The sequence below is a fragment of the Janthinobacterium sp. GW822-FHT07H11 genome, assembly GCF_058798615.1.
The window spans coordinates 1,758,895-1,783,393 of record NZ_CM179507.1 but is presented as its reverse complement, the minus strand read 5'-3'; the positions used below and the strand labels follow the sequence as shown (position 1 = coordinate 1,783,393).

Genomic DNA, 24,499 nt, shown 5'->3' with positions numbered 1-24,499 from the left:
AGCGTTGCATATAACGGAGTCGAGCATGCTTGAAGTACAGCCCAGGGACAAGCGCGGATTTTTCATCCTGCCTCAGGCACCAGAGGATGCCGGATACTATGTCTATGGCACCCCTGGCAGGGGCGCGGGTCAATATGCGCATCCGAATATGATGATGGCACTCCTGTATGTGGAGCGCGAATGGCAAGCGGTCGATGACCGGCAATTTGGCATTGGCAATATCAGTCTGGCTAACGGCACCGCCTATGGCCAGCACTCAAGCCACAAATCCGGCCTGGAGGTGGACATTCGCCCGCTGCGCAAGGACGGCCTTCATATTCCCGTGTATTGGTATGACAAAGGCTACGATCAAGCCGCGACGGCAAAGCTCATCGCACTTTTTCGCGCCCATGCCAGTGTGCGCAGGGTGCTGTTTAACGATACCCACATTCCATTCGTGACGCCATTCAAAAATCACGACCATCACTTTCATCTGGAACTGAGAGCCTGATATGAAAACACTATGGCCTATGGCACTGAGCGCCCTCACCCTGTTTTCACCGGCCTATGCAGGTGGCAACAGCGACTGGGGCGCAGACAAACAGTTCAAGGGTTCTTATCTGATTTATTCGAATACCTTGGGCGAGCAACAGCCGCCCACACCGCATGACCGCAAGATTTCTTTCATGGTCACGGGGGCCGTTGCCAAGGACATGTTCGACTCCATGGCTCCGGATTCGACAGAACGCTGCAGTTTGGAGAAAGGCTATCGGCAGCGCGATAAGGAAAATGTTTCCTGTGTCCGGGATCATGACGGCTATAGGTGCTACTTCGGCTTTAACTTGCGCAATGGCAAAAGCATAGGTGGATCGATTTGCTAGGTTGCCTGGGGTGAGCGGGCCTTAGCCCAGCCAATCCTGCACTACTCCCCAGTCCCTGCAAGCAGTCTCCGCAGACGGGCATCCTCCGCCCTGGCCTCCGCCAGCAACATATCCCAATCATCGGGCGGGTGCCCGCCCTCCAGCATCTTGCGGAACACCCGGTAAGCGTCATCGCTGCTCTCATATGCACGCTTGCTATCGTCGTCGTTAACCCATGCAAACACGAGTACCCTGGCAGCCGCATGATAGCGAAAGAACAGTCTGTATTGCTGGAAAAACTTTGCCCGAAACCAGTGTTTATGCGCGTCGCCGAGAGCACCGCCTTGCCGATACTCGGGGCGTGCGGGATCTTGTGGAATGACATCGAACGCCAACTTGGTGATAGCCGCCAGCCGCTTGCTGGCGTTCTTCTTTACGTAACCGACCGGATCCTTCTGCCTGAGCGACTCAACCTGCAAAACCAGCGCCTCAATCTGCGCAAGGAATAGAGGATGGACAAAGACTGTCCATCCATGAATGACCAGCGGCGCAGTCTTGTCCGTGCTCATTCATCGTCTGCCGGCAAGGCAGCATCGAGCTCGACCTCGACATCACCAACCAGTGACCGCAGGCGCTGGATGAGAGCAGTATCCACGGCCAGCAAGCGCTCCGGATGGCTCGCGAGGTCGCGTGCGAGGAAACCCAGGAACTGCCCCAGCACCGGATCATCGCTTGCGGAAGGCCCGGCACGCGTCATGACCACTTCGCCATTCGGGCGAACGGAGTAGTGAATCTTGTCCCGCTTGCCCAACCGCAAGGCGCGACGCACGGTTTCCGGCACAGTGGTCTGGTAACGGTCGGTCAGCGTGGATTCGATGTCGTGGGTAGCGGACATGCTGCTCTCCGGTCAAAATTAGGAATACTTGCATGGTAATGCGATTGCATTACCAAGTCAATGCAGTCACGTACCAAGAATTGCCACTATGCCACCCGGAGCAGAACCCAGTCCCCCATCCCTCACCTCGACAGCGTACACTGGTTCCTCTTCCATTAACGCATTGGTCCACAGTGAAACTCTCGCGCTTTATTACCAGCCATCTGGAGCCTATCCTGGAAGAGTGGGAACTCTTCGCCAGGTCGCTCCCCATTCCCGGCAACGCCATCTCGAAAGCCGAATTGCGCGATCATGCAAAGCAGATGCTGGAAACCATCGTGCGCGACATGGATATCATCGAGAGCGCGGCGCAGCGAAAGAAGAAATCGACCACGGGTGTGTCGGAAATCACGGGCAAGGAAACGGCAGCGGCCACGCATGGCTCGCTGCGCCAGCAGATCGGCTTCACGCTGCCGCAGCTGACGGCGGAATTTCGCGCGATGCGGGCCAGCGTCCTGCGCCTGTGGATGGCACAGGTGTCGGTGACGACGAAAACGGCGACGCAAGACATCTTGCGCTTCAATGAAGCGATAGACCAGGCGCTGCAGGAATCGGCCATACGCTATTCGCAGCAGAGCGACCGGACCCGCAATACCTTTCTCGCCATCCTCAGCCACGATCTGCGCAGTCCGCTGAGCACGATGACGATGGCCGGTGCGCTGCTGAGCAGGCCGAGCGCGAGCTCTGCTTCCACGGTGCAGATCGGTGCGCGGGTGGCCCGCAGCGCAGCGACCATGACAACCATGGTGAACGACCTGCTGGAATTTGCCAGGACGCAGCTGGGGGGGGCGCATGCCCATTTCGCCCAGCTTGGGCGATCTGGGGGAAATCTGCAAGACGGCCGTCGAGGATGCCTCGGCCGCCCACCCGCAGTGCAAATTCGAACTGAGCACCACGGGCGAGATGATCGGCGACTTCGATGCCCCGCGGCTGGCCCAGCTGTTTTCCAATTTGCTCAACAATGCCGCGCAATATCGCACCGACGACCAGCCGGTGAGCATCACAGCCTGCGGCGATGCCGATACGGCCGTGGTGCAGGTGAAGAATTTCGGCCGCCAGATCCCGGCGGAGTCGCTGAAGAGCATTTTCGACCCCTTGGTGCAACTGGCCATTTCCGACGATCACAAGGCCCCCAACGCCACCAGTATCGGCCTGGGTCTGTTTATCGCGCGTGAAATCGCCAGCGCGCACGGCGGCACCATCGGCGCCGAGTCGAGCCTGGAATCCGGCACGGCATTTACCGTGCGCCTGCCCCGGGTGTGGCTGAACGAGGGAGCGAACGGCGGCTAGGCGCGGCTCCCACGCAGAAGACGCTGCCCCTGCGGGGGCGGGCTCGGCCTACCTGCGGCTGAGCGGCACATACTCGCCCGGCAAGCTGGCCACCTCCAGCGCATCGGCAAACGCCAATAAAAATTTCGCCGGGCCATGTTCGGACACCAGCAAGGAGGCGCCCTTGTGGCGCAGCAGTTTCAGCACTTCCTGCTGGTGCGCCTGGTATTCCTGCGAATGGCCGTAAAACGTTTGATACATCTCAAGCGTTTCCATGGCCTTGGCGGCCAGGATGAATTCGGGTTTGTCCATGATGTCTCCTCGTTGTCATTGCTGCCAAAAACACGAAAAAAAACCTGCAAGATGTGCTGGCCCGTGCCGGTCGCACTGCCTTGCGGCAGCCACATCCGTATTTCCATCATACGCCTCAAGCCGGCCATTGCACCGTCCTGCCGTGCATCTTTTTCCCTCGCGCCCTTCCGGCGCCATCCCTGCGGTGCGCGCGCTGGCGCCAGCTGCCCGCGCATGGCATCATGCGCGTTGCCCATCCACTCCAACGACACATGGACCAATTTCATTTCCTCGTCGGCGAATTCAAGAAAAATAGCCCCTTTATTCCCGCCACGGCCAGCGCGCAACTGTTTGCCTGGTTCGCGCACATCGGCGAACCCGTCGAGCGCTACGGCAACAAGCGCGGCAAGATCGTCAAGTTCTCACAGCGAAATTACGAGACGATGCTGTTCGCGCCAGAGACCAACAGCATCGGACTGCTTTCGCCGCGTATCGTGCCGCCCGACGAAGCTTACGAGGCCGTCAACTGCGACGCGCAAGCCATGTATTCGTCGGACTCGGAGCTGATTCTGTCCATATGCGCCAGCAAGCTTGCGCTGGCGCCGCTGTTCGATGGTGCACGGGCCATACCCGGCCTGTTTGAGCATTGCGAATATGTATATTGCTACGCTGAAACGCAGGGCTATGGCACCGGCTACGCACTCGGCTACCGGCAGCTCGATGAGGCCCATCCGATGACCTTTGGCACGCCTTGCCCCGCAAATAACTGGGCTGCCATCAAGCGGCGCGGGCTGCAAGATGCGCACCTGCGCGATGTCTATCCCATCAACGGTTTCACGCAAGCCAGACTCGATGCGCTGCCGCCCGAGCGCCGGCAAGCGCTGCGCGCTGCGATGCAAGCCCATGGCCGCTGTGAGGACCATGCCGGCTGGCTCTTCTGGTACCTGCAGCCCGAAGAACTGGAAGCGGCCCGCGCCGCACTGAACGCACACGCCATGCTGGGCGCCTACATCAACCACCGAAGCTCATGAGCACACATTTATCGCTGCACTGCTACCTGCAAGACGAGGCCGCAGAACGTCCGCTGCCCTGTTCCGACGTGACCATCGAGGCCGACCCGGCCACCTTGCGCGCCATTGCCCATTTTCTGCTGGCCAGCGCGGACACCTTTGATCAGGCGCAAGACCGCGCCGGCATGCACGCGCACCTGCAGGATGCATGGGACGGCTGGCAGGACGATTTCCCCGACCTCGTCGTCGTGGCGGCATAGACTGGCGCCTCCGTCTGTGCGCCTCGGGTAACATACGCCACCGTTGCCATACAGAGAACCTTGATGCCCCCTACCCGATACGCCCTGGCGTCGCTGCGCGCCGCCGTGCTGGCCGCCGCGCTGGCCAGCCTGTCCGCCTGCGCCAGTCCGCCCGCGCACGAAACGCTGTTCCTCACGACCACCCTCACGCCCGCGCATTCCTTTACCAAGGGCATCGAAGGGCCGGCCGTCGATGCGGATGGCAATATCTATGCCGTCAACTTTGCGCGCCAGCAAACCATCGGCAAGGTCAGCCCCGGCGGCACGGGCGAGGTCTACCTGACCCTGCCCGGCACCAGCATCGCCAACGGCATCCGCTTCGGCAGCCGGGGACAGATGTACCTGGCCGACTATATGGAGCACACGATCTACCTGGTCGACCCGGCCACGCGCGCGCTCACCATCCACGCGCGCGAACCGCGCATGACGCAGCCGAACGACATCGCCATTACGGCCGACGACGTGCTGTATGCGAGCGACCCGAACTGGAAAGAAAACACGGGCCGCGTGTGGCGCATCGCGCAAGACGGCACGGTAACGCTGGCGCTCGACACCATGGGCACGGCCAACGGCATCGAGGTCAGCCCCGACGGCAAGATCTTGTACGTGAATGAAAGCGTGCAGCGCAATATCTGGATGTATGACATCGCCGCGGACGGCAGCCTGAGCGGCAAGCGCCTGCTGATCCAATTCGACGATTTCGGCATGGATGGCATGCGCGTGGACGTTGACGGCAACCTGTACGTGACGCGCTACGGCAAGGGCAGCGTGGTCAAACTGTCGCCGCAGGGCCGCATCTTGCGCGAGATCAGCGTGCCCGGCGCCAAGCCCAGCAACATCACCTTCGGCGGCCCCGATGGCCGCACGGCCTACGTGACGGAAGTGGTGCAAGGCCGGCTGCTGCAATTTCGCGTCGACCGCCCGGGGCTCGAATGGCAGCGGGCGCAGGAGCGGCGCAAGCCCGAATAGCATGTCGGGACGTCGGCTTACGCGCTTGCGCGCTAAGCCGACCTACGCTGCGCCACCATGCACGCGCAGTCTGGTAGGTCGGCTTAGCCGGAACGGCGTAAGCCGACAACATCGTTGGCCGCAGCCAGGTCAGCGGGGAATGATGCGCTGCGCCTTCAGGCGCTCGAACAGATTGAAAAAAGCGTCCTGCGTATCCTGGTAATCAAGAAAACCCGCCTTGCGGCTCTTGCCCATGTCCGTCATCACTTCCATCGGCCGGCCCAGGTCGGCATCCGTATGCCACCACGAGGCCAGGCGGCCGATGTCGGGTTCCGCCAAGCCATGCTGCTGTGCGATGGCGCGCCACCGGGCGGGCGCGTCGTGCATGCGGCCGGCCAGCGGCGCCATGGCCTGCGGCAAGTCCGCCGCTTCGATGCCGAAGTAGGCGGCCAGGCGCGGCCACAGCCACTTCCAGCGGAACACGTCGCCATTGACGATATTAAAATCTTCGTTGCGCGCGCAAGGGCTGTCGGCCGCCCACGCCAGGTGGCGCGCGATCTGGCCCGCGTCCGTCATGTCGGACAAACCGTGCCACTGCGCGGGCGAACCGGGGAAGACGAAGGGCTGGCCGCTGGCCTTGCACAAATGCGCATACACGGCCAGGGTCTGGCCCATGTTCATGGCATTGCCCGGCGCATAGCCGATGATGGTGTGCGGGCGGTGCACGCTCCACGTGAAGCCGTACTGTGCGGCCGCTTCAAACAGGCGGTCTTCCTGCGCGTAATAAAAATTCTCGACGGGCTGGCGACCCTGCTCTTCGCGGAATGGCGTGACGGGCACGGCGCCCTGGCCATACGCGTCGAACGGTCCCAGGTAATGCTTGAGGCCCGTCACCAGGGCCGCGTGGCGCAGGTGGCCTTTCGGCCCCAGCGCGGCCAGCACCTTGGCCACCATGGCGCCGTTGACGCGGATGTTTTCCTGCTCGTTTTCCTGGCGCGCCCAGGCTGTAAAAAAGACGTGGCTGGCGTCGAAGTCCGCCAGCGCGGCGGCGACGGCGGCGCCGTCCGTCGCGTCCAATTGCAGGGCGGTGCAGCCGGCGGGAACTGGCGTGCGGCCGCGCGAAACGCCCGTCACCTGCCAGCCTTCGCCGAGCAGATGCGTGGCCAGCTTGCTGCCGATGACGCCGCTGGCGCCGATGATGAGGGCGTGTTTGTGCATGAGAGAGTAGCTCCGAAAGAAAAATCCATCATATCCGCGACGCAAATTCTTATCCGCGATACTATTTCACCCTATTCATGAATAAAATTCGCGGATCATGTTTTCATCAGAACATTTGAAGGGCCTCACGCCCTTTCTCGCCACGGCCGACGCGGGCAGTTTTACGAAGGCGGCCGAGCGGCTGCACCTGAGCAGCTCGGCCGTCAGCAAGAGCGTGGCGCGGCTGGAAGAGCGGCTGGGCGTGCTGTTGTTCGAGCGCAGCACGCGCAGGCTGACACTGAGCGATGCGGGCCGCGCCTATTACGCCACCTGCAAGCGCGTGCTGCAGGAACTGGCGGACGCGGAAGACGTGCTGGCAGAACATGCGACGGAACTGGCGGGCAAGGTGCGCATCGGCGTGCCCGCCGCGTATGGCCGGCTGCGCGTGATGCCTGCCCTGCTGGCGCTGTGCGCGCAGTATCCGCGCCTGCAGCCGTCGATTGCCTTCAGCGACCTCTTCGTCGACCTGTTCGAGGAGCGCATCGATATCGCCGTGCGCATCGGCGCGCCATCGCAGTGGCCGGCAGCGCTAGGGCAGATGCACCTGGGCGACGAGCAGCTGATCCTGTGCGCGGCGCCTGCCTACCTGGCGCGGCGCGGCAGGCCCGCCTCCATCGCGGACCTGGACGGCCACGACTGCATCGCCTACGGGCGCGGCGACGGCTCGCCCATGCCGTGGCTGTTCCCGGACGAGGACAAGGGCGGCCAGCTGGAATACCGCCTGGCATCTCCCCGCATGACGGTGGGCGACGCGGAGGCGCGCACGGCCGCCGTGCTGGCGGGACTGGGCGTGGCCCAGCTGGCCACCTGGCTGGTGCAGGAACACCTGGCCACGGGCGCCATCGTGGCCGTGCTGCCGGAACTGGCCACGCCAGGCCTGCCCCTGTACCTGGCGTGGCCGCTGGCGCGCCAGCTGACGCCGAAAACAGGCACCCTGCTGCAGGAATTGCGGCAGCGGCTGACAATCAGCTAACAATAGGGCTTGACCCTGACGTAACGTCAGGCACGATGCTGTCCGTACGCACCAGGAAAGGAGCAAACGATGCTGTTGAAAATCGGTGAACTGGCCAAGATGACAGGCTTGAGCATCCGCACCCTGCACCACTACGACAGCATCGGCCTGCTCTCGCCTTCGGCGCGCACGCAAGCTGGCTACCGCCTGTACCAGCACGGCGACATGGACCGGCTGCACCGGATCATGGCGCTGCGCAAGTTCGGGCTGTCGCTGGCCGATATCGCCAACGCACTCGCCGGCCCGGACCTGCCCTTGAGCGCCATCGTGGCGCAGCAGATCGCCATGCTCGAGCGCCAGATCGCGCAGGCTTCCACCCTGCGCGAGCGCCTGCGCACCCTGCAGGCGCAACTGGCGCAGGGGCAGGCGCCGGAACTGGCCGAGTGGCTCACCACAATGGAGTTGATGACCATGTACGACAAATATTTTACCGAGGAAGAACTGCAACGGATGCCGCTGCTGACAGATAGCGCCGTGGAACAGGAATGGAAGGCACTGGTGACGCGCGTGCGCGCCGCCAGGGATGCGGGCGCCAGCCCGGACGATGCGCGGGCGCAGGCGCTGGCCACGGAATGGATGGTCAAGCTGGTGCGCGACACGGGCGCCCACCCGGGCCTGTTCGCGCGCCTGAACAGCATGCACGCGCAGGAACCATCGATGCAAGCGACGACCAGCATCGATGCGGAATTGATGCAGTTCATCCTCGCCGCCTTCAACGCTTCGCGCATTGCGCTATATCGGCCTTTCCTCGATGAGCAGGAATATGCGTATTTACTCGCCAACTACGGCAGGCGCTCGGGCGAGTGGCCGGCCCTGATCGCCGCCGTGCGCGCCGCCATCGATGCGCGCACGCCGCCCACGGACCCGGCCGTGCTGCAGCTGGCGCGGCAGTGGCTGGATCTGTTCCGCTCGTATGCGGGCACTGACCCGGCCACGCAGCTGAAGTTCCGCCAGGCGCACCAGCAGGAACCGCGCTTGATGCAAGGCAGCTTCGTCGACGCCGCCATGCTGCAATACCTGGGCGCGGCGATGGCCGTGGTGGCGCAGGAGCGTCCGGCCAAATAAGTTGACGTGTGGCATCTCGTGGGCGCGGCCATGTAGAATCGGCCATCGCCCACGAGAGGAACCACCGATGCGCCGCTTTCTGCTTGCCTGCCTGACCCTGCCCGCCTGCCATATCGCCATGGCTGGCGATACGCCCGTGCAAGGCGTGTGGCAGGGCACCCTGGGCAAGGCGAATATCGTCGCCTGCTTCAACCAGCCCAGTCCCACGCAAGGATCTGACCGCAGCGGCAACTATTACTACACGCGCTACAAGACGCCCATCATGCTGTCCATGCCGAACGGCAAGAGCGACTGGAGCGAGTCCGACGCCAAGGGCGACACGACGGGCACGTGGTCGTTGAAAGCGCCGCAGGGCGGCAAGCTCAGCGGCACCTGGACGGAGCCGAAAAGCGGCAAGACCCTGCCGCTGGCCTTGACCTTGCTGGAAGCGGCGGGCGACCGCGACCATCCATCCTGCGCCAGCGATGCCTACAACCTGGCGCTGGAAGACTTTCCCGGCACCAAGGTCAGCAAACCCCTTACCTTCGAAGGCAAGCAATACCGCAACCTGCAAGTGGGCGACACCATCACCGTGGAACTGATGGCGCCTGGCGACGGCATCGCGAAAATCAACGCGCAGCTGCGCGCCGTGCTGGCAAAAAGTAAAAAAGACCTGGAAGACTTCTATGCCACGCGCCGCGAATACCTGGGCCGCAACGGTTTCACGACGGAAGACGAAGTGTATGCCGAGCCCACCTACTGGTCGCCGCGCTGGGTGACGGTCAAATTCTACCGCTGGGCGGCCGGCTATGGCGCCAGCGGCATCTCCATCCGCTTCCGCACCTGGGACGTCAAAACGGGCCAGGAGACGGACGTGTGGAACTGGTTTGGCGCCAGCGCCAGCGATGGCGACGACAAGGCCGAATTGCCGGACCGATTGCGCCAGGCCCTGTTCAAGGATGTGACAATCGACGCCGAATGCAAGGGCACGGATTACGACGGCCGTGGCCGCTTCCACCTGTCCTTGAAGCCGGAAGGCGTATCGTTCTGGGAAGACTCGAACGGCAGCGGCTGCGAAAACGATTTTTTACTGCCCTACAGCAAGGTCGGCCCCTTCCTCACCGTCAAGGGCCGCGCCGCGCTCAGCGATCTGCTGCCGAAGAACTAGGCGCGATCGCCTCGGCAACCATCTCCGCCGTGGCGGCCGCCAGGGTCCAGCCCAGGTGGCCGTGGCCCGTGTTGTAGTAGACGCCCGGCGCCTTGCCCGGCCCCACTTTCGGCAGCATGGCCGGCAGCATGGGACGCAGGCCGGCCCACGGGATCACTTTGCGCGTATTGACTTCAGGAAAGCACTGCTGCACCCACTGCAATAGCGGGCGGATGCGGTCGGCGCGGATGTCGTGATTGACGCCGTTGAATTCCGCCGTGCCCGCCACGCGCAGCCGGTCTTCGCCCAAGCGGCTGCTGACCAGCTTGGTCGCGTCGTCGAGCAGGCTGACCTGGGGCGCGGCCGCGCGGCTGGCGCCGTCATCGAGCTGCACGGTGATCGAATAGCCTTTCACGGGATACACATTCACGTGGTCGCCCAGCATGGCCGCCATGGCGCGGCTGGCCGTGCCCGCGCAGATGACGACGGCGTCGAACACGGCGCTGTCCTCGCCCACGCTCTCACCCACGCTGATGCGCACCTTGCCGTGCTCGCGCGCCAGCGCCGTCACCTGCGTGCCGTAGCGGCAGGCCACGCCCAGGCGGGCGCAGGCGTCGGCCAGGCCGCTGGTGAACTTGTGGATGTCGCCCGTGGAATCGCTGTCCGTGTAATAGCCGCCGTAAAAGTCGCCGTGCAGGGCCGGTTCGATGGCGCGCATGTCTTGCGGCGTGACGGCGCGCCGCTCCAGCCCTGCCTGCGCCAGCAGGCGCGACACGCCGGCCGCCCGCTCGAAGCCGGCTTTGTCACGGTACACGTGCAGGATGCCGGCGCGGCGGTGATCAAAATCAATGTTTTCTGCCTGCGCCCACGCAAACAGATGTGCGCGCGCGGCAATCGCCATGCGCGCCGTGGCGATGGTGTTGCGCTCGTAACCCGGCATGGCGGCGAGAAACTCGGCAAACCAGCTCAGCTTGTGCCAGCTGGGCCAGGGATGCAGCAGCAAGGGCGCATCGCGCCGCGCCATCCATTTCACGGCGTTCCAGATCGTCGCCTTGTGGTTCCACACTTCCGCGTGCGAGGCCGACAATTGCCCGCCATTCGCATACGACGTTTCCATGGCGGCATAGCGGTGGCGCTCGATCAGGGTCACGTGCACGCCCCGTTGCGCCAGCGCGTACGCCGTGGTGACGCCCGTGATGCCGCCGCCGATGACGGCCACCGTGCGGCTCATGGCGCCCCTAGCTTGTGCACGACGGTATCGCCCGCCTGCAGGACGCGGCCATCGTCGGCCAGCACGTCCATGCGGCGCACGGGCAAGCCTGAACCGCGTTGCAGCAGGGTCGAATGCGCCTCGCCCGACTCGAATAATTGCGCCTCGCTCCACTGGCGCAGGCCGACCACGACGGGGAACAGGGCCAGCCCCTTGGCCGTCAACACGTATTCCTGGTAGGCCGTGCCGTCCGAAGCGGGCGCGACCGTAAAGATGCCCTCTTCCACCAGGGTGTGCAGGCGATCGGCCAGGATGTTCTTCGCCACGCCCAGGCTTTTCTGGAATTCCCCGAACCGGCGCAGGCCGTCGAAGGCGTCGCGCACGATCAAGAGCGACCAGCGCTCGCCGATCACGTCGAGCGCGCGCGCCACGGGACAGGGGTCGGTTTTCAGGCTCTTGCGCTTGGCCACGGGTCTCTCCTTGATTGAGTGGTTGCATTTTAAAACTAATCACCGTAGACTCCAACTGGTTTTAATTTGAAACCACTTACATACAAGCCCATGCGCGATACAACGACTCCCCTCACCAGCACACTTCCCCCTTCTCTCGTCTGGCTGTTTGCCACGGCGGCCGGCCTCAGCGTGGCCAATGTGTATTACGCCCAGCCCTTGCTCGCCACCCTGGCGCACGAGTTCGGCATGACGGAGGCGGCCAGCGGCATGGTCATCACGGCCACGCAGCTCGGCTGCGCGCTGGCCCTGCTGCTGCTGGTTCCCCTGGGCGACATGCTGAACCGGCGCCGGCTGACCCTGTTCCAGCTGGGCTTGCTTGCCGTCTCCCTGGCGGCGCTGGGCTGCGCCCGCTCCACGGCCGCCTTGCTGGGCGGCATGCTGCTGGTGGGCTTGCTGGGCACGGCCATGACGCAGGGCTTGATCGCCTACGCGGCCAGCGCGGCGGCCAGCCACGAGCGGGGCAGGGTCGTCGGCATGGCGCAGAGCGGCGTGGTGATCGGCCTGCTGCTGGCGCGCACCCTGTCCGGCGTGGTGGCAGATATCGCCGACTGGCGCGCCGTGTATGTTGTCTCGGCCGCCATCGCCTGCGCCCTGTTGCTGCTGCTGTGGCGCAAGCTGCCGCCGGCGCAGCCGAGCAGGCAACGGCTGGCTTACGGCGCCCTGCTCGCTTCCATGCTGGACATGTTGATGCACAACAAGGTGCTGCGCGTGCGCGGCATGCTGGCCCTGCTGATGTTTGCCGTCTTCAATATTTTCTGGAGCGCCCTCGTGCTGCCCCTGACGGCGCAAGGCTATGGCCATGCGGCCATCGGCGCTTTCGGGTTAGTGGGCGTGATCGGCGCGCTGGGCGCGGCGCGGGCCGGTGCGCTGGCCGACAAGGGCCGCGCCCAGTGGACGACGGGCGCGGCACTATTGCTGCTGCTGGCCGCGTGGCTGCCGCTCAGTTTTGCCGGTACGGCCCTGTGGCCCCTGCTCGTCGGCATCATCGCGCTGGACCTGGCGGGCCAGGCCATCCACGTGACGAACCAGAGCCTGATCTTCAAGGACGACAGCGACGCGCACAGCCGCCTGGTGGCGTGCTACATGCTGTTTTATGCGGTGGGAAGCGGTGCGGGGGCGATTGCCGCCACCAGCGTGTATGCGCTGGCGGGCTGGCATGGCGTGTGCGCGCTGGGCGCGGCGGTCAGCTTGCTCGCCCTGCTGTTCTGGCGGCTGACCTTGCCTATCGAAAAATAGGACTTAATTCAGCATCGCGGCGGCGGAGCCGTGGCGATACGTCTTCAGTGCATCAGGCTGGATCTGGATCAGCGAACCGCTGACTTTAATCAAATGCAAGTCCGTCAACTGGTGCAGCACGCGCGACAGCGTGGCGGGCGCCAGGTTCAGGAACGATGCCAACAGACTTTTCTTCAGGTCCAGCTTGACTTCGTTCGAGCGCTGCTGGTCCGATGCCTGCAGCAGATACTCGACCACGCGCTGGGTGGCATTCTGCACGGAGCAGCGTTCCACGTTGCGGATAAAACCCATCAGGTGGTGCGACAGGCTGTTCATCATCTGGCGCGCGATGCGGGGCGACTGGTCCAGCAAGCGCAACAGCGCGTGCGGCGGAATGCGCAGCAGCAGGCAATGCTCGAGCGCTTCGGCGCAGAACGGATATGGTTCATCGAGGAAAATCATGGCTTCGCCGAAGCTCTGGCCCGGACGGATCAGTTCCAGGACCTTGTCGGTCCCTTCCATGGAAAACACGCTCAGCTTGACGAGGCCGAAGACCACCACATAGGCGCCTTCCGCCACTTCACCCTTGCGGAACAGGACCTTGCCTTTTTCCACTTCCACGCGCACTACATCCTGGCGCAATTGCTCTAATTGCGAAGGGGAAATATGGCGGAACAGAGCCTGGCTCGATAGCAAGCCGTCGACGTTGACCTTATGCATGACACTCTCTTATTAGATTAGCGAATGACTAAGAGTGTAATGCGCAGGCACGGTCAAGGCCATACGTCAAAGGAACTAGGGTTGTCTAGGCCGTAACGCCATGCAGATCAAACAATCGCGCATTCCTTGTGGCTTTTTGGCACGGTATTTGCGCTTTGCTTGATCTTTATTTACCGAGTTCGCGCTCGACCGCATACACGGCGATCTGCACGCGGCTGCTGAGCTTGAGCTTTTTGAGGATGTTTTGCACGTGGATTTTCACCGTGCTTTCGGCCACGTCCAGCTGGCGCGCGATTTCCTTGTTGCTCAGCCCTTGCGCCAGGCAGGCCATGGCTTCGCGTTCGCGCGGCGTCAGTTTGTCATAGTCGGCCTGGGGCGCGTTCTGCCCCGCGCGGAACTGCGACACGAGCTTGGCCGTCATGGCGTCGGCGATCACGGATTCACCGGCGGCGGCGCGGCAGATGGCCTGGCCCAGCTGCTCGGCTTCTATATTCTTCAGCAAGTAGCCGCGCGCGCCCGCGCGCAGGGCCGCGCCCAGGTCCGCCGCGTTTTCCGACACGGTCAGCATCAGCACCACCATCTGCGGCAGTTCCTGCAAGATCAGCTGCAACGCTTCCACGCCGGACACGCCGGGCATGTTCAAGTCCATCAGCACCACGTCGGGCAGCAATTCAGCCGCCAGCCTGACGCCGTCGAGCCCGTTCGATGCCTCGCCGACCACCTGGAATTCAGGGTTGCGCTGCAACAGCAGCTTGACGCCGCTGCGCAGCAGGGTGTGGTCATCGACCAGCAGGATTTTGATTGGAGCGTTCACTATGTTTGTATCTTCTACCTGGTAGGAATCTGTGTACTGTTACGCGGCCTGGCGCCGCGCCGCCGGCAGGGCCAGCGAAATCGTCGTGCCGCCGCCGGGCGTGCTGTCGATGGAAAACTGCGCGCCGAGCCGCTCGGCCCGTTCCTGCATGATACGCAGGCCGATCTGCAACTCCGTTTTCTTGTCGCGCAAATGGGCCGCGAAACCCTCGCCATCGTCGCGCACCTGCAATGCAAAATCGCGCCCGTTTTCCACGCGCACCGCCACATTGCTGGCCTGCGCGTGCTTGCGGATGTTCGACAGCGCTTCCTGCACGATGAACAGGATCTGCAACTGCTGCTCGGGCGCCAGCGGCGCGCCGTTGCCGTACATTTCCAGCGTGCCAATGACGCCCGTCTGCAGCTCGAACTTGGCCAGCACTTCAGCGAGCTTGCCTTCGAGGTCGCTGCCATGCCAGCGCGTGCGGAAATTGACCAGCAATTCTCGCACATCCTGGTAGCTTTGCTCGACACCCATACGCATCAGCGGCAGCACTTCGGCCGCCTCGTCGAGCTGGCCCCGGCGCACGGAATCGTCGAGCATCTGCACTTGCAGGCTGATGAAATTGAGGCTTTGCGCGATACTGTCATGCAAGCCCTCGGCCAGCAGGCTGCGCTCGCGCGCCACGGCAAATTCCTTTTCGCGCGCGATCAGGCGCTGGTTTTCAATGGCAATGCCCAGGCTCTGGCCCAGGGTTTCCAGCCAGCCCTGCTGCTGCGTATGCTTCGCTTGCGGCTGCGCAAAATGCAGCGAAAAACTGCCCACCACCTGCTCGCGCGCGAGGATGGGAAACACGGCGATGGCGACAAAGCCTTCCTCCTGGCAGCGGAAGCGCTGCAGCGCTTCGACCTGGCGGAAATCGCGGATCTGGATCACACCCTGCGCCACGGCCGCGCCGCACAGGCAGTCGTTATTACGGATGCAATGTTCCTCTTCGACCATGGCGTCGGAAATGCCTTCGTGCACGATGATGTGCACCGTGTCGTTTTGCGGGTCGAGGATGCGCACGGTGCCGCCTTCGGCCTGCGCGAACTGCATCACATGGCGCAAAAAGCCACGGCACAGCGCATCGATCGCATGCTGGCCCGCCAGCAAGGTGGAAATATCGTGCAGGGTGGCCAGCTGGCGCTCCTGCGCGGCGCTCAAGCCCGTTGCGGACTGTGCCTGGCGGCGCTGGCGCCAGCGCGAGGCTGGAAGTTGTTTGCGGGAAGGATGACTGCGCGGCGCATGCATGAAGAACTCGAATCAAAAAAGGGGAAACACCCGCCACGCTGGGGTGCAGCGCGGCGGGCAAGTCTAGCGTTACAAATGGATCTCGGTACCGAGCAGCTTGACGAACTGCGCCAGCCACGCCGGATGGGCGGGCCAGGCCGGCGCCGTGACGAACTGGCCATCGGTGACGGCGTCCGTGACGGCGATGTCGGCATACGTGCCGCCCGCCAACTTGACTTCCGGCGCGCAGGCCGGATAGGCGGAAATGCGCTTGCCACGGATGACGTCGGCGGCGGCCAGCAATTGCGCGCCATGGCAGACGGCCGCGACAGGCTTGCCCGCGTCGGCGAAATGGCGCACGGCGGCGATCACCTTCTCGTTCAGGCGCAGGTATTCGGGCGCGCGGCCGCCGGCGATCATCACGGCGTCGTAGTCGGCCGGGTCGATCTCGTCGAAGCTGGCATTCAGGGTGAACAAATGGCCGGGCTTTTCCGTGTAGGTCTGGTCGCCCTCGAAATCGTGGATGGCCGTCTTGATCGTCTCGCCGCTCTTCTTGCCGGGACACACGGCATGCACGGTGTGGCCCAGCATCAGCAAGGCCTGGAAAGGCACCATCGTTTCATAATCTTCTGCAAAATCGCCGGTCAAAAACAGAATTTTCTTCGCTGCCATTTAGTTCTCCTATGAAAGATTGATCCCGCAGGGCGTATCTTAGCGCGACTTGGCAGCCATACTGGATATTTGTCAAACTTTTGCCACTTAATGCAGGCATTTGGAGGCTGAGCCAGAATTATTTCAAGGCTCACAGGTCAAATCCAGACGACCCTCTCTTTGAAAGCCCGGCCATGAGTACCACCATGAGCACTCCCCGCGGCGGCACGCTGATCCGCGTCTTCGACCATTTTGCCGATGCGGAGCGCGCCCGCGACGCCCTGCTGGCCGACGGTTTCTTCCCCCATGCGGTGCAACTGGACGCGGGCGACGACGAAGCCGGTCCCGTGCAGGGCAATTTTACTGTCGGCAATCGCGACACCTTCACGGGCCGCCTCGAGCGGGCCATCAACGCCGTGTTTGGCGGCGACAACCATATGTACCGCCGCAACTATGGCACCACGGCATTTCGCGGCATGTTCCGCCTCATCGTCGCCGTCAGCGATCCGCAGGAGCAGGTGCGGGCCCACGCCATCGTGCAGGCATGCAATGGCTGCGACATCGAACAGCGCACGGCCAGCCACGCGGGCGGCCGACGCGCTGACGCAGGCACGCCCGCGCTGGCGGGCTGACGCCCTCCCCTGCACGGCAAAATTATGGCAAGATCAGTGTTCCTTCATTCCACAGCGGAACTTGCCATGATTTATGAAATTGCCCACATCCAGATCAAACCAGCCACACACGACGCCTTCGAGGCGGCCGTGACGCAAGCCGTGCCCCTGTTCCAGCGCGCGCGCGGCTGCGAGTCGATGCGCCTGGAGCGCTCGATCGAGAACGGCGACGCGTATCGCCTGGTGGTGGGCTGGAGCACCCTGGAAGACCATACCGTGCATTTCCGTGGCAGCGAGGACTTCCAGGCCTGGCGCGGCCTGGTCGGCGAATTCTTCGCCGCCCCGCCGCAGGTCGAGCACATGAACACCGTACTGACGGGTTTTTAAGCGGACAGCGCCTGCCCTGCCGCCTTATGCCGCGGGGTGATGGAACACTTGCCGCAAATACGCGAGGAAGGTTTCATCCTTGCACAGGGTCTTGCCCGGCGAATCCGACAATTTCGCCACGGACTGGCCATTGCAGCGCACCAGTTTCATGACGATGTTGAGCGGCGTCAAACCCACGTCGTTGGTGAGATTGGTGCCGATGCCGAAACCCGTCATGATGCGGTCGGCGAAGTGCTGGTACAGGGCAAACGCCTTGTCCAGGTCCAGGCCGTCCGAAAACACGAGGCGCTTGGTATTGGCGTCGATGCGCAGGGCCGCGTAGTGGGCCAGCGCCTTTTCGCCCCATTCGACCGGGTCGCCCGAATCGTGGCGCAGGCCGTCGAACAGCTTGGCGAAATACAGGTCAAAATCGGCCAAAAAGGCATCCATGCCGACCACGTCCGTCAGGGCGATGCCCAGGTCGCCCCGGTATTCCTGCACCCAGTCTTCCAGTGCCGCCTTTTGAAAGTCGCGCAGGCGCACGCCGAAGGACTGGAACGACTGCATGTATTCATGCGCCATGGTGCCGATCGGCACGATGCCCAGCTTTTTCGCCAGGTAGACATTCGACGTGCCCTTGAAGTATTCGGGCACTTCGCGCGCCAGGCGCTGCACCACTTCGTCATGCCAGGCGCCGGAAAAACGCCGGCGCACGCCGAAATCGGAGAATTCGAACGGATGCTTGCGCCGTGGCAGCTTGCCGAATTCCTTGACGGCCGCCACTTTCAAGCCCAGGCGGTGGCGTCCTTCGCGCATGGCCGCATCGAGGTCGAAGCGGCGGAAATACAGTTCGTTGATGATGTACAGCACGAAAATCTCGAAGCCCATCACATGCACTTGCGGCCCGGCCGCATGCACGAGCAGGGTATCGCCGTCCGTGCTGACATCGATGAATTTTCTCTGGAAGCGGAACACCGTCAAAAAGTCGACGAAATCGCTCTTCATGAAGCGCAGGGTGCGCAGATAGGCCAGCTCGTCGTCGGCGAACGACATCGCGCATAAATGGTCGAGCTGTTCTTCCAGCTCGCCCTTCAGTTCGGCCAGCGGAAACGCCGTTTTATTACGGCAAACAAACTCGTATTCGGTATGGGTATTCGGATGACCGTGCAGCAAGGCTTGCCACATTGTAAATTTATACAGATCGGTTTCCAGCAAACTGCGCACTATCGGGGTCATGTGTGTTTTCTCCAACTTCCTGAAGCCAGAATAGTACGCCACCGCAAGCATTTCAGCAGGGCACGCTTGCAGGATGGCCTCAATCCTCTGCGTTGGCCAGCAGTTCAGGCACGACGTCGGCAGCCGTGGCCAGCCGCGCGCCGCGTGCCTGCATGGCGGCAAGGAAGTCGCGCTGCTGCGCCTCGAAGCCCGTGACGGGGCTCATGCAGTCGGTCAGCAAGACCAGGCGCGACAGGGCCGCCTTGCCCTGCTGCGCTTGCAGGTAGTCGGCGATGTGCTCGGTGCTGGCCTTCACGCAGTGGCTGCCCGCCTCGCCGCAGATATACAGTTGCTGCGCCGGCAGCAAGGTGTCGAGGAAAGCGCGGTTAAGCTGGGTGGCAGCATCCTGCGCGTCGGGCACTTCGGCCATGACGGCCGAGTAATGCTCGGTCCAGGGGTTGGAACCCTTGCTCAGCTTGGCGACCACTTGCAGGTGATCCACTTCCCAGCCGTTGTAGGCGGCGCGCACGGCCGCATGGATATTCTGGCCCCAGCTGCCGATCTCGCAATGCACGGGCCACACCATCAGCCGGTAGCGTGCGGCCCGCTCCAGCGCATCGAGGTAGGCCAGCGCGCGCGGCAAGGCGCCGCTGGCGGCGGGCAGGAACAATCGGTCGCGCACCTGCTGCGCGCTGATCTGCGTAAACGGCGCGACGGGGCCGCCATCGCCCGTGCGCCAGAAGGCGGGGTGGGCGATATCGTAGCGGTGGTGGGCGTCGAGCGTCACGCTGATCCGCGTCAAGCCGCTCCCCCCTTCGCGGATCAGCTGCGCCACGCGCAGCATGTCCGCATGGGCGCCGGGCACGGCCAGCGTCGGCGCCGCATCGGGCGGCAGCCAGGTGGCAGGCAAATCGCAAAAATCGTTTTGCGGGTCGATGACGAGCAGGTGCAGCTGGCGTTTCATGGCGATCCTCGGGCGTGGCAGGAACTTGCATGATAATGGCAACATCGCCATCACGCCAATCCGGAGCCCGCCATGCACCATGCCAATCGCAATAACTTGCGCCCGAACAAGTTAATCAACAGCAAATGGACCGCCGTCACGCCCGTCAACAAGGAAAAACATTTTCTCGTCATCAAGCTGTGCGCCGCGGCCACGCCCGATGAAGCCGTCACGCACGTGGAACTGGAAGCCGTGCATACGGGTCGCGTGCAGATCCTGCCCTGGCGCGCGCTGCAGGATACCGCGCAGTGGCATCAGGGGTGGAAGACATAACGGCGCCGGCGCCGCTCGACCAGTTTGACGGCCGCCTCGCCCGCTTCCGCCATGGCATCGGCTTCCGTTGTAAACTGGTGGTCGGCCGACACCCGGCGCTTTTTCACCAGGTTCACCCGGTGCATGGGGTTGGGCGAAGGGGCATAGATGGCGACGTAGGCGCCCCATAGCTTGCAGCCCCGCAAGCGCTCTGCCGTGTAATTTACCTCATAAAAATCAACATACTTTATCGGCACGATGTGCGCTCCAAAATGACATGGCCGGACAGCTTGTCTCTACGGACTGACGCGGTGAGGGTAAAACCATGCGCTCGCGATTGCTCAGGATACTCAATTCAGCTCTCTTTTTATCACGCGGCACAGGGGAAAAAGGATGAATGACTACATCATCTTCATGCATGACGACACGGAAACACCGATGGACGTCACCACGTCCGCATGGGAAGACTACTTCACCATGCTCAGGGCCAGTGGCCGCTTCTGCGGTGGCAGCTCCATCGGGCCCGGCATCTGCGTGCACCGTTCAGGCCAGGCCAGAGCGGTCACGCCACACTTGTCAGGCTATCTGCGTGTGCAAGCTGAAAGTATAGACGATGCAAAAAAATTGTTAATAGGAAACCCCGTACTGAACGCGGGGGGCACGGTGGAAATCCGCGCGCTGCCGCGCGACTGACACGGCATGGCTGGCGGCTATTTCCCCGCCTCGGCCGCGGGATGCATGGACCAGACGACGCTGAGGATTTTCCATGCGCCGTCGCGCTTGACCATCTGCCATGCTTCCACGCCATAGTTCGACAATTTGCCGCCGACGAGGAATTCGTAGTCGAAGTTGACCCACGCCACATGGCGGTCCTGGGTGATCTTGACGTTGTAGAATTTTTCTTCCGTGCGCTGCGGTTCGCGCTTGATGAAGTTGGCGAAAGCGGCATAGCCGCCCGCCGCGACGCCGTCGAAGTGGACGTCCGTCGTGTCGCGCATTTTCTTGATGAAACCGTCGTCGGCCGGCGAAGTGAACAGGATGTTGGTGTGCAGCATCAGCGACGACAGCAGCCTGACGTCCTTGGCGATCAGGGCCGCCTGGAAGTCGGCGACGACTTGCTCGATGGCGCGGAGATCTTCGGGCGTGGCGGCGTGGCGGCCCACGTGGGGTGGCGCAACGGGTGCGGCGGGCGCGGTCTGCGCCAGCGCCATGCCTGCTGAAAACAGGGACCATCCGAACAGTACTGCGCTTGCCAACTGGTACATGGAGGACTTTCATGACGAACGGCTCGCCGGCCTGGCACGGGGCGTGCCGCTGGCAAGCTTATGTCAACCATGGCAGATTGGCAATCCCCCTTTGGAACTAGAGCGGGGCCAGACTCAGGCCGCCAGGGCCGCGATCGAGGCGCGGCCCTTGGCGACTGCGCTGGCGACGGCGTCCTCGCCCATGGCCACGCCTTCGGCCCGCACGAACTCGATCTCGGTGATGCCGATGAAACCCAGCGCCGTGCGCAGGTAGGTGCTCAGGTAGTCATACGCGGCGCCCGGGCCTTCGCTGTAGACGCCGCCGCTGGCCGTGAAGATCACCGCCTTCTTGCCCGTGGCCAGGCCGACCGGGCCCGTGGCCGTGTACTGGAAAGTGCGGCCCGCGCGCGCCACGTGGTCGATCCACGCCTTCAGGGTCGATGGCACGGAAAAGTTGTACATGGGCGCGGCCAGCACCAGCACGTCGGCTGCCAGCAATTCGTCGACCAGGGTGTCGGACAGCTGCACGGCGGCCGCCGCCTGCGCGCCGCGCTGGTCGGCCGGCGTGAAGAAGGCGCCCATCACCTCTTCCGTCAGGTGCGGCACGGGGTCTTGCGCCAGGTCGCGTTCGACGATGGCGTTGCCTTGCGCGGCCAGTCTGGCGACGAATTCGCCCGACAATTGGCGCGACAGGGAACCGCTGCTGCGCACGCTGCTATTGATGTGCAATACCTTGGCCATGAATCGCTCCTTCGAAACGGATAATGAATGCCGCATCGCGGCCCTTGCACACATCATAGTTCGGGTTTAACATCGATAAAACCGTGTAAATATCAATGATTAGCATCGAATTTATGGATAGGATTGCAGCATGAGAGAACCGGGCCAGCCTTCGCTCGACCAGTTGCGCGTATTCGTCGCCGTCATCGACGCGGGCGGCTTCGCCCACGCGGCGCGCCAGCTGCACCGCACGCAATCGGTGATCAGCTACACCATCGCCAACCTGGAAGAACAGCTGAACGTGGTGCTGCTCGACCGCGGCAAGCGCAAGCCCACCCTGACGGACGCGGGCCGCGCCCTGCTGGCCGACGCGCGCGCCGTGGCCCTGAAGGTCGATGCGATGCGCGCGCGCGCCAAGGCGCTGGCCGGCGGGCTGGAGGCGGAAGTGTCGCTGGTGGTCGACGTGATGTTTCCCACCTGCGTGCTGGTGCGCGTGCTCGAGGCGTTCCAGGCGCAGTTCCCCACGGTCGCCCTGCGCCTGCGCATCGAAGCCATGGGCGCCGTGGCGCAGCTGGTGATGGATGGCAGCTGCCACATCGGCCTGGGCGGCTGGATGACGGCCACGGCCAGCGTCTTCGAGCGCCTGGCCGTCGGCCACGTGCGCCTGATTCCCGTGGCCGCGCCCAGCCACGCGCTGGCGCAGCTGGCAGGGCCGATTTCCTCCTCCCTGGCGCGCGAACACGTGCAGCTGGTGCTCAGCGACCGCAGCGCGCTGACGGAGGGCCAGGATTTCGGCGTGCTGGGACTGCGCAACTGGCGCCTGGGCGACCTGGGGTCAAAACACGCGCTGCTGCGCGCGGGCCTGGGCTGGGGCAACATGCCCGAGGCGATGGTGCGCGACGACTTGACGCAGGGACGGCTGGTGCACCTGCCGCTGGCCGTCGACAACGGCGAGAATTACCCGATCTACCTGATCCAGCGCGCCGATACGCCGCCGGGCCAGGCGGGCAAGTGGCTGACCGAGCGCTTTGCGGAGCAGCTGCCGCTGCTGGAACAAGTCTTTTAGATGCGCGCGCGGACGGGTATCATGCGCGCATACATTGATCAGTATCAAAAGGAAACACCATGGCCGGCATCGACGACTTCGTCAACAAGCAAAAACCAGGCGCGCGCTTCGTCATCACGGCGCAGATGCTGCGCATGACGCCGCAGCAGTTCGACTCGCTGGCACAGGAATGGATGGAAGACGGCGGCCCCGGCTTCGACGTGGCCGGCATCCCGCACCGGGTGGTCGTCGACGGGCAGTTCTATATTGCGCGGCTCACCGTGGCACGCCACAGCGAGCCTGAGTAAATAAAAGCTACTCGACGCCCAGCACGTGCAGGCGGCGGCGCAGGCGCGCCACTTCTTCCGACAGATCGACCACCAGCGCGGCCAGTTCGGCATTCGCGTCGAACACGGATTCGATTTCGTGCAGGCGCCGCGCGCGCACCAGGTCCAGGCTGGTGAAGCGCCAGGCCGTCCATTGGCCCGGCGGCGGACCATCCTGCAGCAGCACGCCCGTCTGCACGTGCCGCACCACCCAGTCCGGCTCCACGGCGCAGGCGCGCGCCAGTTCCTCCAGGCTCAGGGCACGATCTTCGAGCAATTCGCCAATTACCTTGTTTGTCATGATTTACCCTCCCAGCTTCTGGCGCGGATTGAAAGCCATCTCGCGCGCCATGGTTGCATACAGTTCGCGCGCCTTGTCGTCGTTCGCCGGCGGCAGCACCACTTCCAGCAGCAGGTACAAGTCGCCCGGCTGGGCGGCGGGAATGCCGCGCCCTTTCAGGCGCAGCTTGCGCCCCGTCTGCGAATTGGGCGGCACGGTGACGGACACCGTGCCCGATGGCGTGGGCACGTCGATCTCGCCGCCCAGCGCCGCCTCCCACGGCGTGACGGGCACGGTCTCGAACACGTCGCGCCCTTCCACCCTGTAGCGCGCATCGGGCTGGAAGCGGATTTCCAGGTACAGGTCGCCGGCGGGCGCGCCGCCGCTGCCCGGGTTGCCCTGCCCCTTCATGCGCAGCTGCTGGCCCTCCGTGACGCCTTTCGGTATCGTCACTTCCAGGGTGCGCTCGCGCGTCACCACGTGGCCTTGCGCATCCGCTTCGGGCACGCGCATGACGATGTGGCGCTTGGCGCCCTGGTAGCTGTCCTGCAAATCGATGGTGATGGCGGCGTGGCTGTCCTCGCCCTGCATCTGGAAACTGCCGCCGGCGCGGCGCCGGCCGCCCACGTGGGCAAACAGGTCGGCAAAGAAGTCGCTGTCGTCGACGCCCGACGATTCGTAGCCCGCGCCCCAGTCCGGCGGCGGCCGGAAGGGCTGGCCCTGCGCGCCCTGGTTACGCCCCAGTTCATCGTAGGCGGCGCGCTTTTCCGCGTCGCCCAGCACGCCGTAGGCTTCGTTGAGGGCCTTGGTGCGCTTGTCGGCGTCCGGTTCCTTGCTCACGTCGGGATGGTATTTGCGCACCAGCTTGCGGTACGCCTTCTTGATTTCGGCCTCGGTGGCCGTCTTCTCGACGCCGAGTTCCTTGTAGTAGTCCTTGTATTCCACCGTGCTGGCTCCCCATGGTTGAACTGCCTGTGGGAAGAGTACACGAATTGGCCGCGACAGAGCGTGCGC

General features: G+C 63.6%; 34 protein-coding genes and 1 pseudogene. 17 read left to right on the top strand and 18 right to left on the bottom strand.

The genetic code is table 11. The features are described from left to right. Positions 1–25 precede the first annotated feature (25 nt). A complete protein-coding gene (locus AC3RCJ_RS07990; protein WP_492962404.1) occupies positions 26–490 on the top strand; it encodes a hypothetical protein in 465 nt (154 codons plus the stop codon). 1 nt (position 491) lies between these two features. After that, the gene (locus AC3RCJ_RS07985; RefSeq protein ID WP_492962406.1) at positions 492–860 is read left to right on the top strand and encodes a hypothetical protein; all 369 of its coding nucleotides are present in this window, start codon (positions 492–494) and stop codon (positions 858–860) included. A 41-nt stretch (positions 861–901) separates the two neighbouring features. Here AC3RCJ_RS07985 and AC3RCJ_RS07980 read toward each other — a convergent pair whose 3' ends face one another. The 3 genes from AC3RCJ_RS07980 to AC3RCJ_RS07970 form a co-directional block, all read right to left on the bottom strand. Then, positions 902–1,408 carry a type II toxin-antitoxin system YhaV family toxin gene (locus tag AC3RCJ_RS07980; protein WP_492962407.1) on the bottom strand — a complete coding sequence of 169 codons (507 nt, stop codon included), beginning with the start codon at positions 1,406–1,408 and terminating at the stop codon, positions 902–904. Continuing rightward, entirely contained in the window at positions 1,405–1,734 is a 330-nt protein-coding gene (locus AC3RCJ_RS07975) for a type II toxin-antitoxin system PrlF family antitoxin (protein ID WP_492962409.1), read from the bottom strand. The genes AC3RCJ_RS07980 and AC3RCJ_RS07975 overlap by 4 nt, the downstream gene beginning before the upstream one ends. 155 nt (positions 1,735–1,889) lie before the next feature. Then, the gene (locus AC3RCJ_RS07970) at positions 1,890–2,390 is read right to left on the bottom strand and encodes a hypothetical protein (protein ID WP_492962411.1); all 501 of its coding nucleotides are present in this window, start codon (positions 2,388–2,390) and stop codon (positions 1,890–1,892) included. Between the two features lie 24 nt (positions 2,391–2,414). On the opposite strand from AC3RCJ_RS07970, the pseudogene AC3RCJ_RS07965 reads away from it, so the two are divergent. Both AC3RCJ_RS07965 and AC3RCJ_RS07960 read left to right on the top strand, forming a co-directional pair. After that, a pseudogene (locus AC3RCJ_RS07965) lies at positions 2,415–2,492 on the top strand (hypothetical protein); the annotation flags it as partial. A 73-nt stretch (positions 2,493–2,565) separates the two neighbouring features. After that, on the top strand, positions 2,566–3,063 hold the full coding sequence (locus AC3RCJ_RS07960) for a sensor histidine kinase (protein WP_492962413.1): 498 nt from the start codon (positions 2,566–2,568) through the stop codon (positions 3,061–3,063). A gap of 48 nt (positions 3,064–3,111) precedes the next feature. Here AC3RCJ_RS07960 and AC3RCJ_RS07955 read toward each other — a convergent pair whose 3' ends face one another. Continuing rightward, positions 3,112–3,354: a hypothetical protein gene (locus AC3RCJ_RS07955; protein ID WP_219313781.1), complete on the bottom strand. Its 243-nt coding sequence runs from the start codon at positions 3,352–3,354 to the stop codon at positions 3,112–3,114. A gap of 221 nt (positions 3,355–3,575) precedes the next feature. On the opposite strand from AC3RCJ_RS07955, the gene AC3RCJ_RS07950 reads away from it, so the two are divergent. The 3 genes from AC3RCJ_RS07950 to AC3RCJ_RS07940 all read left to right on the top strand — a co-directional run bounded on the left by AC3RCJ_RS07950 (position 3,576) and on the right by AC3RCJ_RS07940 (position 5,611). Continuing rightward, positions 3,576–4,364: a hypothetical protein gene (locus AC3RCJ_RS07950; RefSeq protein ID WP_492962415.1), complete on the top strand. Its 789-nt coding sequence runs from the start codon at positions 3,576–3,578 to the stop codon at positions 4,362–4,364. Then, positions 4,361–4,603: an Imm32 family immunity protein gene (locus tag AC3RCJ_RS07945; RefSeq protein ID WP_492962417.1), complete on the top strand. Its 243-nt coding sequence runs from the start codon at positions 4,361–4,363 to the stop codon at positions 4,601–4,603. The genes AC3RCJ_RS07950 and AC3RCJ_RS07945 overlap by 4 nt, the downstream gene beginning before the upstream one ends. Positions 4,604–4,666: 63 nt before the next feature. After that, entirely contained in the window at positions 4,667–5,611 is a 945-nt protein-coding gene (locus AC3RCJ_RS07940; RefSeq protein ID WP_492962419.1) for an SMP-30/gluconolactonase/LRE family protein, read from the top strand. Between the two features lie 129 nt (positions 5,612–5,740). Here the strand turns inward: AC3RCJ_RS07940 and AC3RCJ_RS07935 are convergent, their stop codons facing one another. After that, the gene (locus tag AC3RCJ_RS07935; RefSeq protein ID WP_492962421.1) at positions 5,741–6,808 is read right to left on the bottom strand and encodes an SDR family oxidoreductase; all 1,068 of its coding nucleotides are present in this window, start codon (positions 6,806–6,808) and stop codon (positions 5,741–5,743) included. A 97-nt stretch (positions 6,809–6,905) separates the two neighbouring features. Here AC3RCJ_RS07935 and AC3RCJ_RS07930 point away from each other — a divergent pair, with 97 nt between their 5' ends. From AC3RCJ_RS07930 to AC3RCJ_RS07920, 3 genes are all read left to right on the top strand, one after another. Next, positions 6,906–7,820 carry a LysR family transcriptional regulator gene (locus AC3RCJ_RS07930; protein ID WP_492962423.1) on the top strand — a complete coding sequence of 305 codons (915 nt, stop codon included), beginning with the start codon at positions 6,906–6,908 and terminating at the stop codon, positions 7,818–7,820. Positions 7,821–7,889: 69 nt separating this feature from the next. Further along, entirely contained in the window at positions 7,890–8,924 is a 1,035-nt protein-coding gene (locus tag AC3RCJ_RS07925) for a MerR family transcriptional regulator (RefSeq protein WP_492962425.1), read from the top strand. 67 nt (positions 8,925–8,991) lie between these two features. Continuing rightward, positions 8,992–10,071: a hypothetical protein gene (locus AC3RCJ_RS07920; protein WP_492962427.1), complete on the top strand. Its 1,080-nt coding sequence runs from the start codon at positions 8,992–8,994 to the stop codon at positions 10,069–10,071. On the opposite strand, the gene AC3RCJ_RS07915 is transcribed toward AC3RCJ_RS07920, so the two are convergent. Beyond that, the gene (locus tag AC3RCJ_RS07915) at positions 10,046–11,281 is read right to left on the bottom strand and encodes a D-amino acid dehydrogenase (RefSeq protein WP_492962429.1); all 1,236 of its coding nucleotides are present in this window, start codon (positions 11,279–11,281) and stop codon (positions 10,046–10,048) included. The genes AC3RCJ_RS07920 and AC3RCJ_RS07915 overlap by 26 nt on opposite strands. Beyond that, complete coding sequence (locus AC3RCJ_RS07910) at positions 11,278–11,730, bottom strand: winged helix-turn-helix transcriptional regulator (protein WP_492962431.1); 453 nt, start codon at positions 11,728–11,730, stop codon at positions 11,278–11,280. The genes AC3RCJ_RS07915 and AC3RCJ_RS07910 overlap by 4 nt, the downstream gene beginning before the upstream one ends. 90 nt (positions 11,731–11,820) lie before the next feature. Between AC3RCJ_RS07910 and AC3RCJ_RS07905 the strand changes: the two genes are divergently transcribed. Further along, positions 11,821–13,008 (top strand): MFS transporter, encoded by a 1,188-nt coding sequence (locus tag AC3RCJ_RS07905; protein WP_492962433.1) that lies wholly within the window; start codon positions 11,821–11,823, stop codon positions 13,006–13,008. A gap of 3 nt (positions 13,009–13,011) precedes the next feature. Here AC3RCJ_RS07905 and AC3RCJ_RS07900 read toward each other — a convergent pair whose 3' ends face one another. The 4 genes from AC3RCJ_RS07900 to AC3RCJ_RS07885 all read right to left on the bottom strand — a co-directional run bounded on the left by AC3RCJ_RS07900 (position 13,012) and on the right by AC3RCJ_RS07885 (position 16,444). Further along, on the bottom strand, positions 13,012–13,707 hold the full coding sequence (locus tag AC3RCJ_RS07900) for a Crp/Fnr family transcriptional regulator (RefSeq protein WP_070221800.1): 696 nt from the start codon (positions 13,705–13,707) through the stop codon (positions 13,012–13,014). Positions 13,708–13,873: 166 nt separating this feature from the next. Continuing rightward, the gene (locus AC3RCJ_RS07895; RefSeq protein WP_492962435.1) at positions 13,874–14,521 is read right to left on the bottom strand and encodes a response regulator; all 648 of its coding nucleotides are present in this window, start codon (positions 14,519–14,521) and stop codon (positions 13,874–13,876) included. Between the two features lie 39 nt (positions 14,522–14,560). Then, positions 14,561–15,793, bottom strand: coding sequence for a GAF domain-containing sensor histidine kinase (locus AC3RCJ_RS07890; RefSeq protein ID WP_492962437.1), 1,233 nt, complete (start codon positions 15,791–15,793; stop codon positions 14,561–14,563). 69 nt (positions 15,794–15,862) lie between these two features. Beyond that, positions 15,863–16,444 carry a DJ-1/PfpI family protein gene (locus AC3RCJ_RS07885; RefSeq protein ID WP_219133238.1) on the bottom strand — a complete coding sequence of 194 codons (582 nt, stop codon included), beginning with the start codon at positions 16,442–16,444 and terminating at the stop codon, positions 15,863–15,865. A gap of 185 nt (positions 16,445–16,629) precedes the next feature. Here AC3RCJ_RS07885 and AC3RCJ_RS07880 point away from each other — a divergent pair, with 185 nt between their 5' ends. Both AC3RCJ_RS07880 and AC3RCJ_RS07875 read left to right on the top strand, forming a co-directional pair. Beyond that, positions 16,630–17,055, top strand: a complete 426-nt coding sequence (locus AC3RCJ_RS07880; protein WP_492962439.1) for a hypothetical protein — start codon at positions 16,630–16,632, stop codon at positions 17,053–17,055. A 66-nt stretch (positions 17,056–17,121) separates the two neighbouring features. Then, complete coding sequence (locus AC3RCJ_RS07875; RefSeq protein ID WP_492962441.1) at positions 17,122–17,421, top strand: antibiotic biosynthesis monooxygenase family protein; 300 nt, start codon at positions 17,122–17,124, stop codon at positions 17,419–17,421. A 24-nt stretch (positions 17,422–17,445) separates the two neighbouring features. On the opposite strand, the gene pncB is transcribed toward AC3RCJ_RS07875, so the two are convergent. Both pncB and AC3RCJ_RS07865 read right to left on the bottom strand, forming a co-directional pair. Beyond that, positions 17,446–18,636: a nicotinate phosphoribosyltransferase gene (pncB, locus tag AC3RCJ_RS07870; RefSeq protein ID WP_492962443.1), complete on the bottom strand. Its 1,191-nt coding sequence runs from the start codon at positions 18,634–18,636 to the stop codon at positions 17,446–17,448. A 79-nt stretch (positions 18,637–18,715) separates the two neighbouring features. Continuing rightward, positions 18,716–19,579, bottom strand: coding sequence for a cysteine hydrolase family protein (locus AC3RCJ_RS07865; protein WP_492962445.1), 864 nt, complete (start codon positions 19,577–19,579; stop codon positions 18,716–18,718). 72 nt (positions 19,580–19,651) lie between these two features. On the opposite strand from AC3RCJ_RS07865, the gene AC3RCJ_RS07860 reads away from it, so the two are divergent. Beyond that, positions 19,652–19,891, top strand: a complete 240-nt coding sequence (locus AC3RCJ_RS07860) for a TIGR02450 family Trp-rich protein (protein ID WP_492962447.1) — start codon at positions 19,652–19,654, stop codon at positions 19,889–19,891. Here the strand turns inward: AC3RCJ_RS07860 and AC3RCJ_RS07855 are convergent. Continuing rightward, entirely contained in the window at positions 19,873–20,076 is a 204-nt protein-coding gene (locus AC3RCJ_RS07855; protein ID WP_492965317.1) for a hypothetical protein, read from the bottom strand. The two genes, AC3RCJ_RS07860 and AC3RCJ_RS07855, sit on opposite strands and share 19 nt — an antisense overlap. Before the next feature lie 187 nt (positions 20,077–20,263). On the opposite strand from AC3RCJ_RS07855, the gene AC3RCJ_RS07850 reads away from it, so the two are divergent. Then, a complete protein-coding gene (locus tag AC3RCJ_RS07850; protein ID WP_492962451.1) occupies positions 20,264–20,563 on the top strand; it encodes a hypothetical protein in 300 nt (99 codons plus the stop codon). Between the two features lie 17 nt (positions 20,564–20,580). On the opposite strand, the gene AC3RCJ_RS07845 is transcribed toward AC3RCJ_RS07850, so the two are convergent. Together AC3RCJ_RS07845 and AC3RCJ_RS07840 are read right to left on the bottom strand one after the other, a co-directional pair. After that, complete coding sequence (locus AC3RCJ_RS07845; protein WP_492962452.1) at positions 20,581–21,135, bottom strand: nuclear transport factor 2 family protein; 555 nt, start codon at positions 21,133–21,135, stop codon at positions 20,581–20,583. Between the two features lie 114 nt (positions 21,136–21,249). Then, positions 21,250–21,855 (bottom strand): FMN-dependent NADH-azoreductase, encoded by a 606-nt coding sequence (locus AC3RCJ_RS07840; protein ID WP_492962454.1) that lies wholly within the window; start codon positions 21,853–21,855, stop codon positions 21,250–21,252. A 130-nt stretch (positions 21,856–21,985) separates the two neighbouring features. Here AC3RCJ_RS07840 and AC3RCJ_RS07835 point away from each other — a divergent pair, with 130 nt between their 5' ends. Both AC3RCJ_RS07835 and AC3RCJ_RS07830 read left to right on the top strand, forming a co-directional pair. After that, complete coding sequence (locus AC3RCJ_RS07835) at positions 21,986–22,900, top strand: LysR family transcriptional regulator (protein ID WP_492962456.1); 915 nt, start codon at positions 21,986–21,988, stop codon at positions 22,898–22,900. A gap of 59 nt (positions 22,901–22,959) precedes the next feature. Further along, positions 22,960–23,187, top strand: a complete 228-nt coding sequence (locus AC3RCJ_RS07830) for a hypothetical protein (protein ID WP_492962458.1) — start codon at positions 22,960–22,962, stop codon at positions 23,185–23,187. A 7-nt stretch (positions 23,188–23,194) separates the two neighbouring features. On the opposite strand, the gene AC3RCJ_RS07825 is transcribed toward AC3RCJ_RS07830, so the two are convergent. Together AC3RCJ_RS07825 and AC3RCJ_RS07820 are read right to left on the bottom strand one after the other, a co-directional pair. Further along, on the bottom strand, positions 23,195–23,506 hold the full coding sequence (locus AC3RCJ_RS07825; protein ID WP_492962460.1) for a chaperone modulator CbpM: 312 nt from the start codon (positions 23,504–23,506) through the stop codon (positions 23,195–23,197). Between the two features lie 3 nt (positions 23,507–23,509). Beyond that, positions 23,510–24,430 (bottom strand): DnaJ C-terminal domain-containing protein, encoded by a 921-nt coding sequence (locus tag AC3RCJ_RS07820; RefSeq protein WP_492962462.1) that lies wholly within the window; start codon positions 24,428–24,430, stop codon positions 23,510–23,512. Positions 24,431–24,499 lie beyond the last annotated feature (69 nt).

Coding starts and splice junctions, on each gene's coding strand:
- AC3RCJ_RS07890 (WP_492962437.1), bottom strand. CDS start 15,793: ATGCATGCGCCGCGCAGTCATCCTTCCCGCAAACAACTTCCAGCCTCG.
- AC3RCJ_RS07930 (WP_492962423.1), top strand. CDS start 6,906: ATGTTTTCATCAGAACATTTGAAGGGCCTCACGCCCTTTCTCGCCACG.
- AC3RCJ_RS07885 (WP_219133238.1), bottom strand. CDS start 16,444: ATGGCAGCGAAGAAAATTCTGTTTTTGACCGGCGATTTTGCAGAAGAT.
- AC3RCJ_RS07860 (WP_492962447.1), top strand. CDS start 19,652: ATGCACCATGCCAATCGCAATAACTTGCGCCCGAACAAGTTAATCAAC.
- AC3RCJ_RS07960 (WP_492962413.1), top strand. CDS start 2,566: ATGCCCATTTCGCCCAGCTTGGGCGATCTGGGGGAAATCTGCAAGACG.
- AC3RCJ_RS07845 (WP_492962452.1), bottom strand. CDS start 21,135: ATGTACCAGTTGGCAAGCGCAGTACTGTTCGGATGGTCCCTGTTTTCA.
- AC3RCJ_RS07935 (WP_492962421.1), bottom strand. CDS start 6,808: ATGCACAAACACGCCCTCATCATCGGCGCCAGCGGCGTCATCGGCAGC.
- AC3RCJ_RS07830 (WP_492962458.1), top strand. CDS start 22,960: ATGGCCGGCATCGACGACTTCGTCAACAAGCAAAAACCAGGCGCGCGC.
- pncB (WP_492962443.1), bottom strand. CDS start 18,636: ATGACCCCGATAGTGCGCAGTTTGCTGGAAACCGATCTGTATAAATTT.
- AC3RCJ_RS07985 (WP_492962406.1), top strand. CDS start 492: ATGAAAACACTATGGCCTATGGCACTGAGCGCCCTCACCCTGTTTTCA.
- AC3RCJ_RS07955 (WP_219313781.1), bottom strand. CDS start 3,354: ATGGACAAACCCGAATTCATCCTGGCCGCCAAGGCCATGGAAACGCTT.
- AC3RCJ_RS07975 (WP_492962409.1), bottom strand. CDS start 1,734: ATGTCCGCTACCCACGACATCGAATCCACGCTGACCGACCGTTACCAG.
- AC3RCJ_RS07850 (WP_492962451.1), top strand. CDS start 20,264: ATGAATGACTACATCATCTTCATGCATGACGACACGGAAACACCGATG.
- AC3RCJ_RS07825 (WP_492962460.1), bottom strand. CDS start 23,506: ATGACAAACAAGGTAATTGGCGAATTGCTCGAAGATCGTGCCCTGAGC.
- AC3RCJ_RS07900 (WP_070221800.1), bottom strand. CDS start 13,707: ATGCATAAGGTCAACGTCGACGGCTTGCTATCGAGCCAGGCTCTGTTC.
- AC3RCJ_RS07905 (WP_492962433.1), top strand. CDS start 11,821: ATGCGCGATACAACGACTCCCCTCACCAGCACACTTCCCCCTTCTCTC.
- AC3RCJ_RS07925 (WP_492962425.1), top strand. CDS start 7,890: ATGCTGTTGAAAATCGGTGAACTGGCCAAGATGACAGGCTTGAGCATC.
- AC3RCJ_RS07915 (WP_492962429.1), bottom strand. CDS start 11,281: ATGAGCCGCACGGTGGCCGTCATCGGCGGCGGCATCACGGGCGTCACC.
- AC3RCJ_RS07980 (WP_492962407.1), bottom strand. CDS start 1,408: ATGAGCACGGACAAGACTGCGCCGCTGGTCATTCATGGATGGACAGTC.
- AC3RCJ_RS07945 (WP_492962417.1), top strand. CDS start 4,361: ATGAGCACACATTTATCGCTGCACTGCTACCTGCAAGACGAGGCCGCA.
- AC3RCJ_RS07840 (WP_492962454.1), bottom strand. CDS start 21,855: ATGGCCAAGGTATTGCACATCAATAGCAGCGTGCGCAGCAGCGGTTCC.
- AC3RCJ_RS07875 (WP_492962441.1), top strand. CDS start 17,122: ATGATTTATGAAATTGCCCACATCCAGATCAAACCAGCCACACACGAC.
- AC3RCJ_RS07865 (WP_492962445.1), bottom strand. CDS start 19,579: ATGAAACGCCAGCTGCACCTGCTCGTCATCGACCCGCAAAACGATTTT.
- AC3RCJ_RS07940 (WP_492962419.1), top strand. CDS start 4,667: ATGCCCCCTACCCGATACGCCCTGGCGTCGCTGCGCGCCGCCGTGCTG.
- AC3RCJ_RS07835 (WP_492962456.1), top strand. CDS start 21,986: ATGAGAGAACCGGGCCAGCCTTCGCTCGACCAGTTGCGCGTATTCGTC.
- AC3RCJ_RS07920 (WP_492962427.1), top strand. CDS start 8,992: ATGCGCCGCTTTCTGCTTGCCTGCCTGACCCTGCCCGCCTGCCATATC.
- AC3RCJ_RS07950 (WP_492962415.1), top strand. CDS start 3,576: ATGCGCGTTGCCCATCCACTCCAACGACACATGGACCAATTTCATTTC.
- AC3RCJ_RS07990 (WP_492962404.1), top strand. CDS start 26: ATGCTTGAAGTACAGCCCAGGGACAAGCGCGGATTTTTCATCCTGCCT.
- AC3RCJ_RS07880 (WP_492962439.1), top strand. CDS start 16,630: ATGAGCACTCCCCGCGGCGGCACGCTGATCCGCGTCTTCGACCATTTT.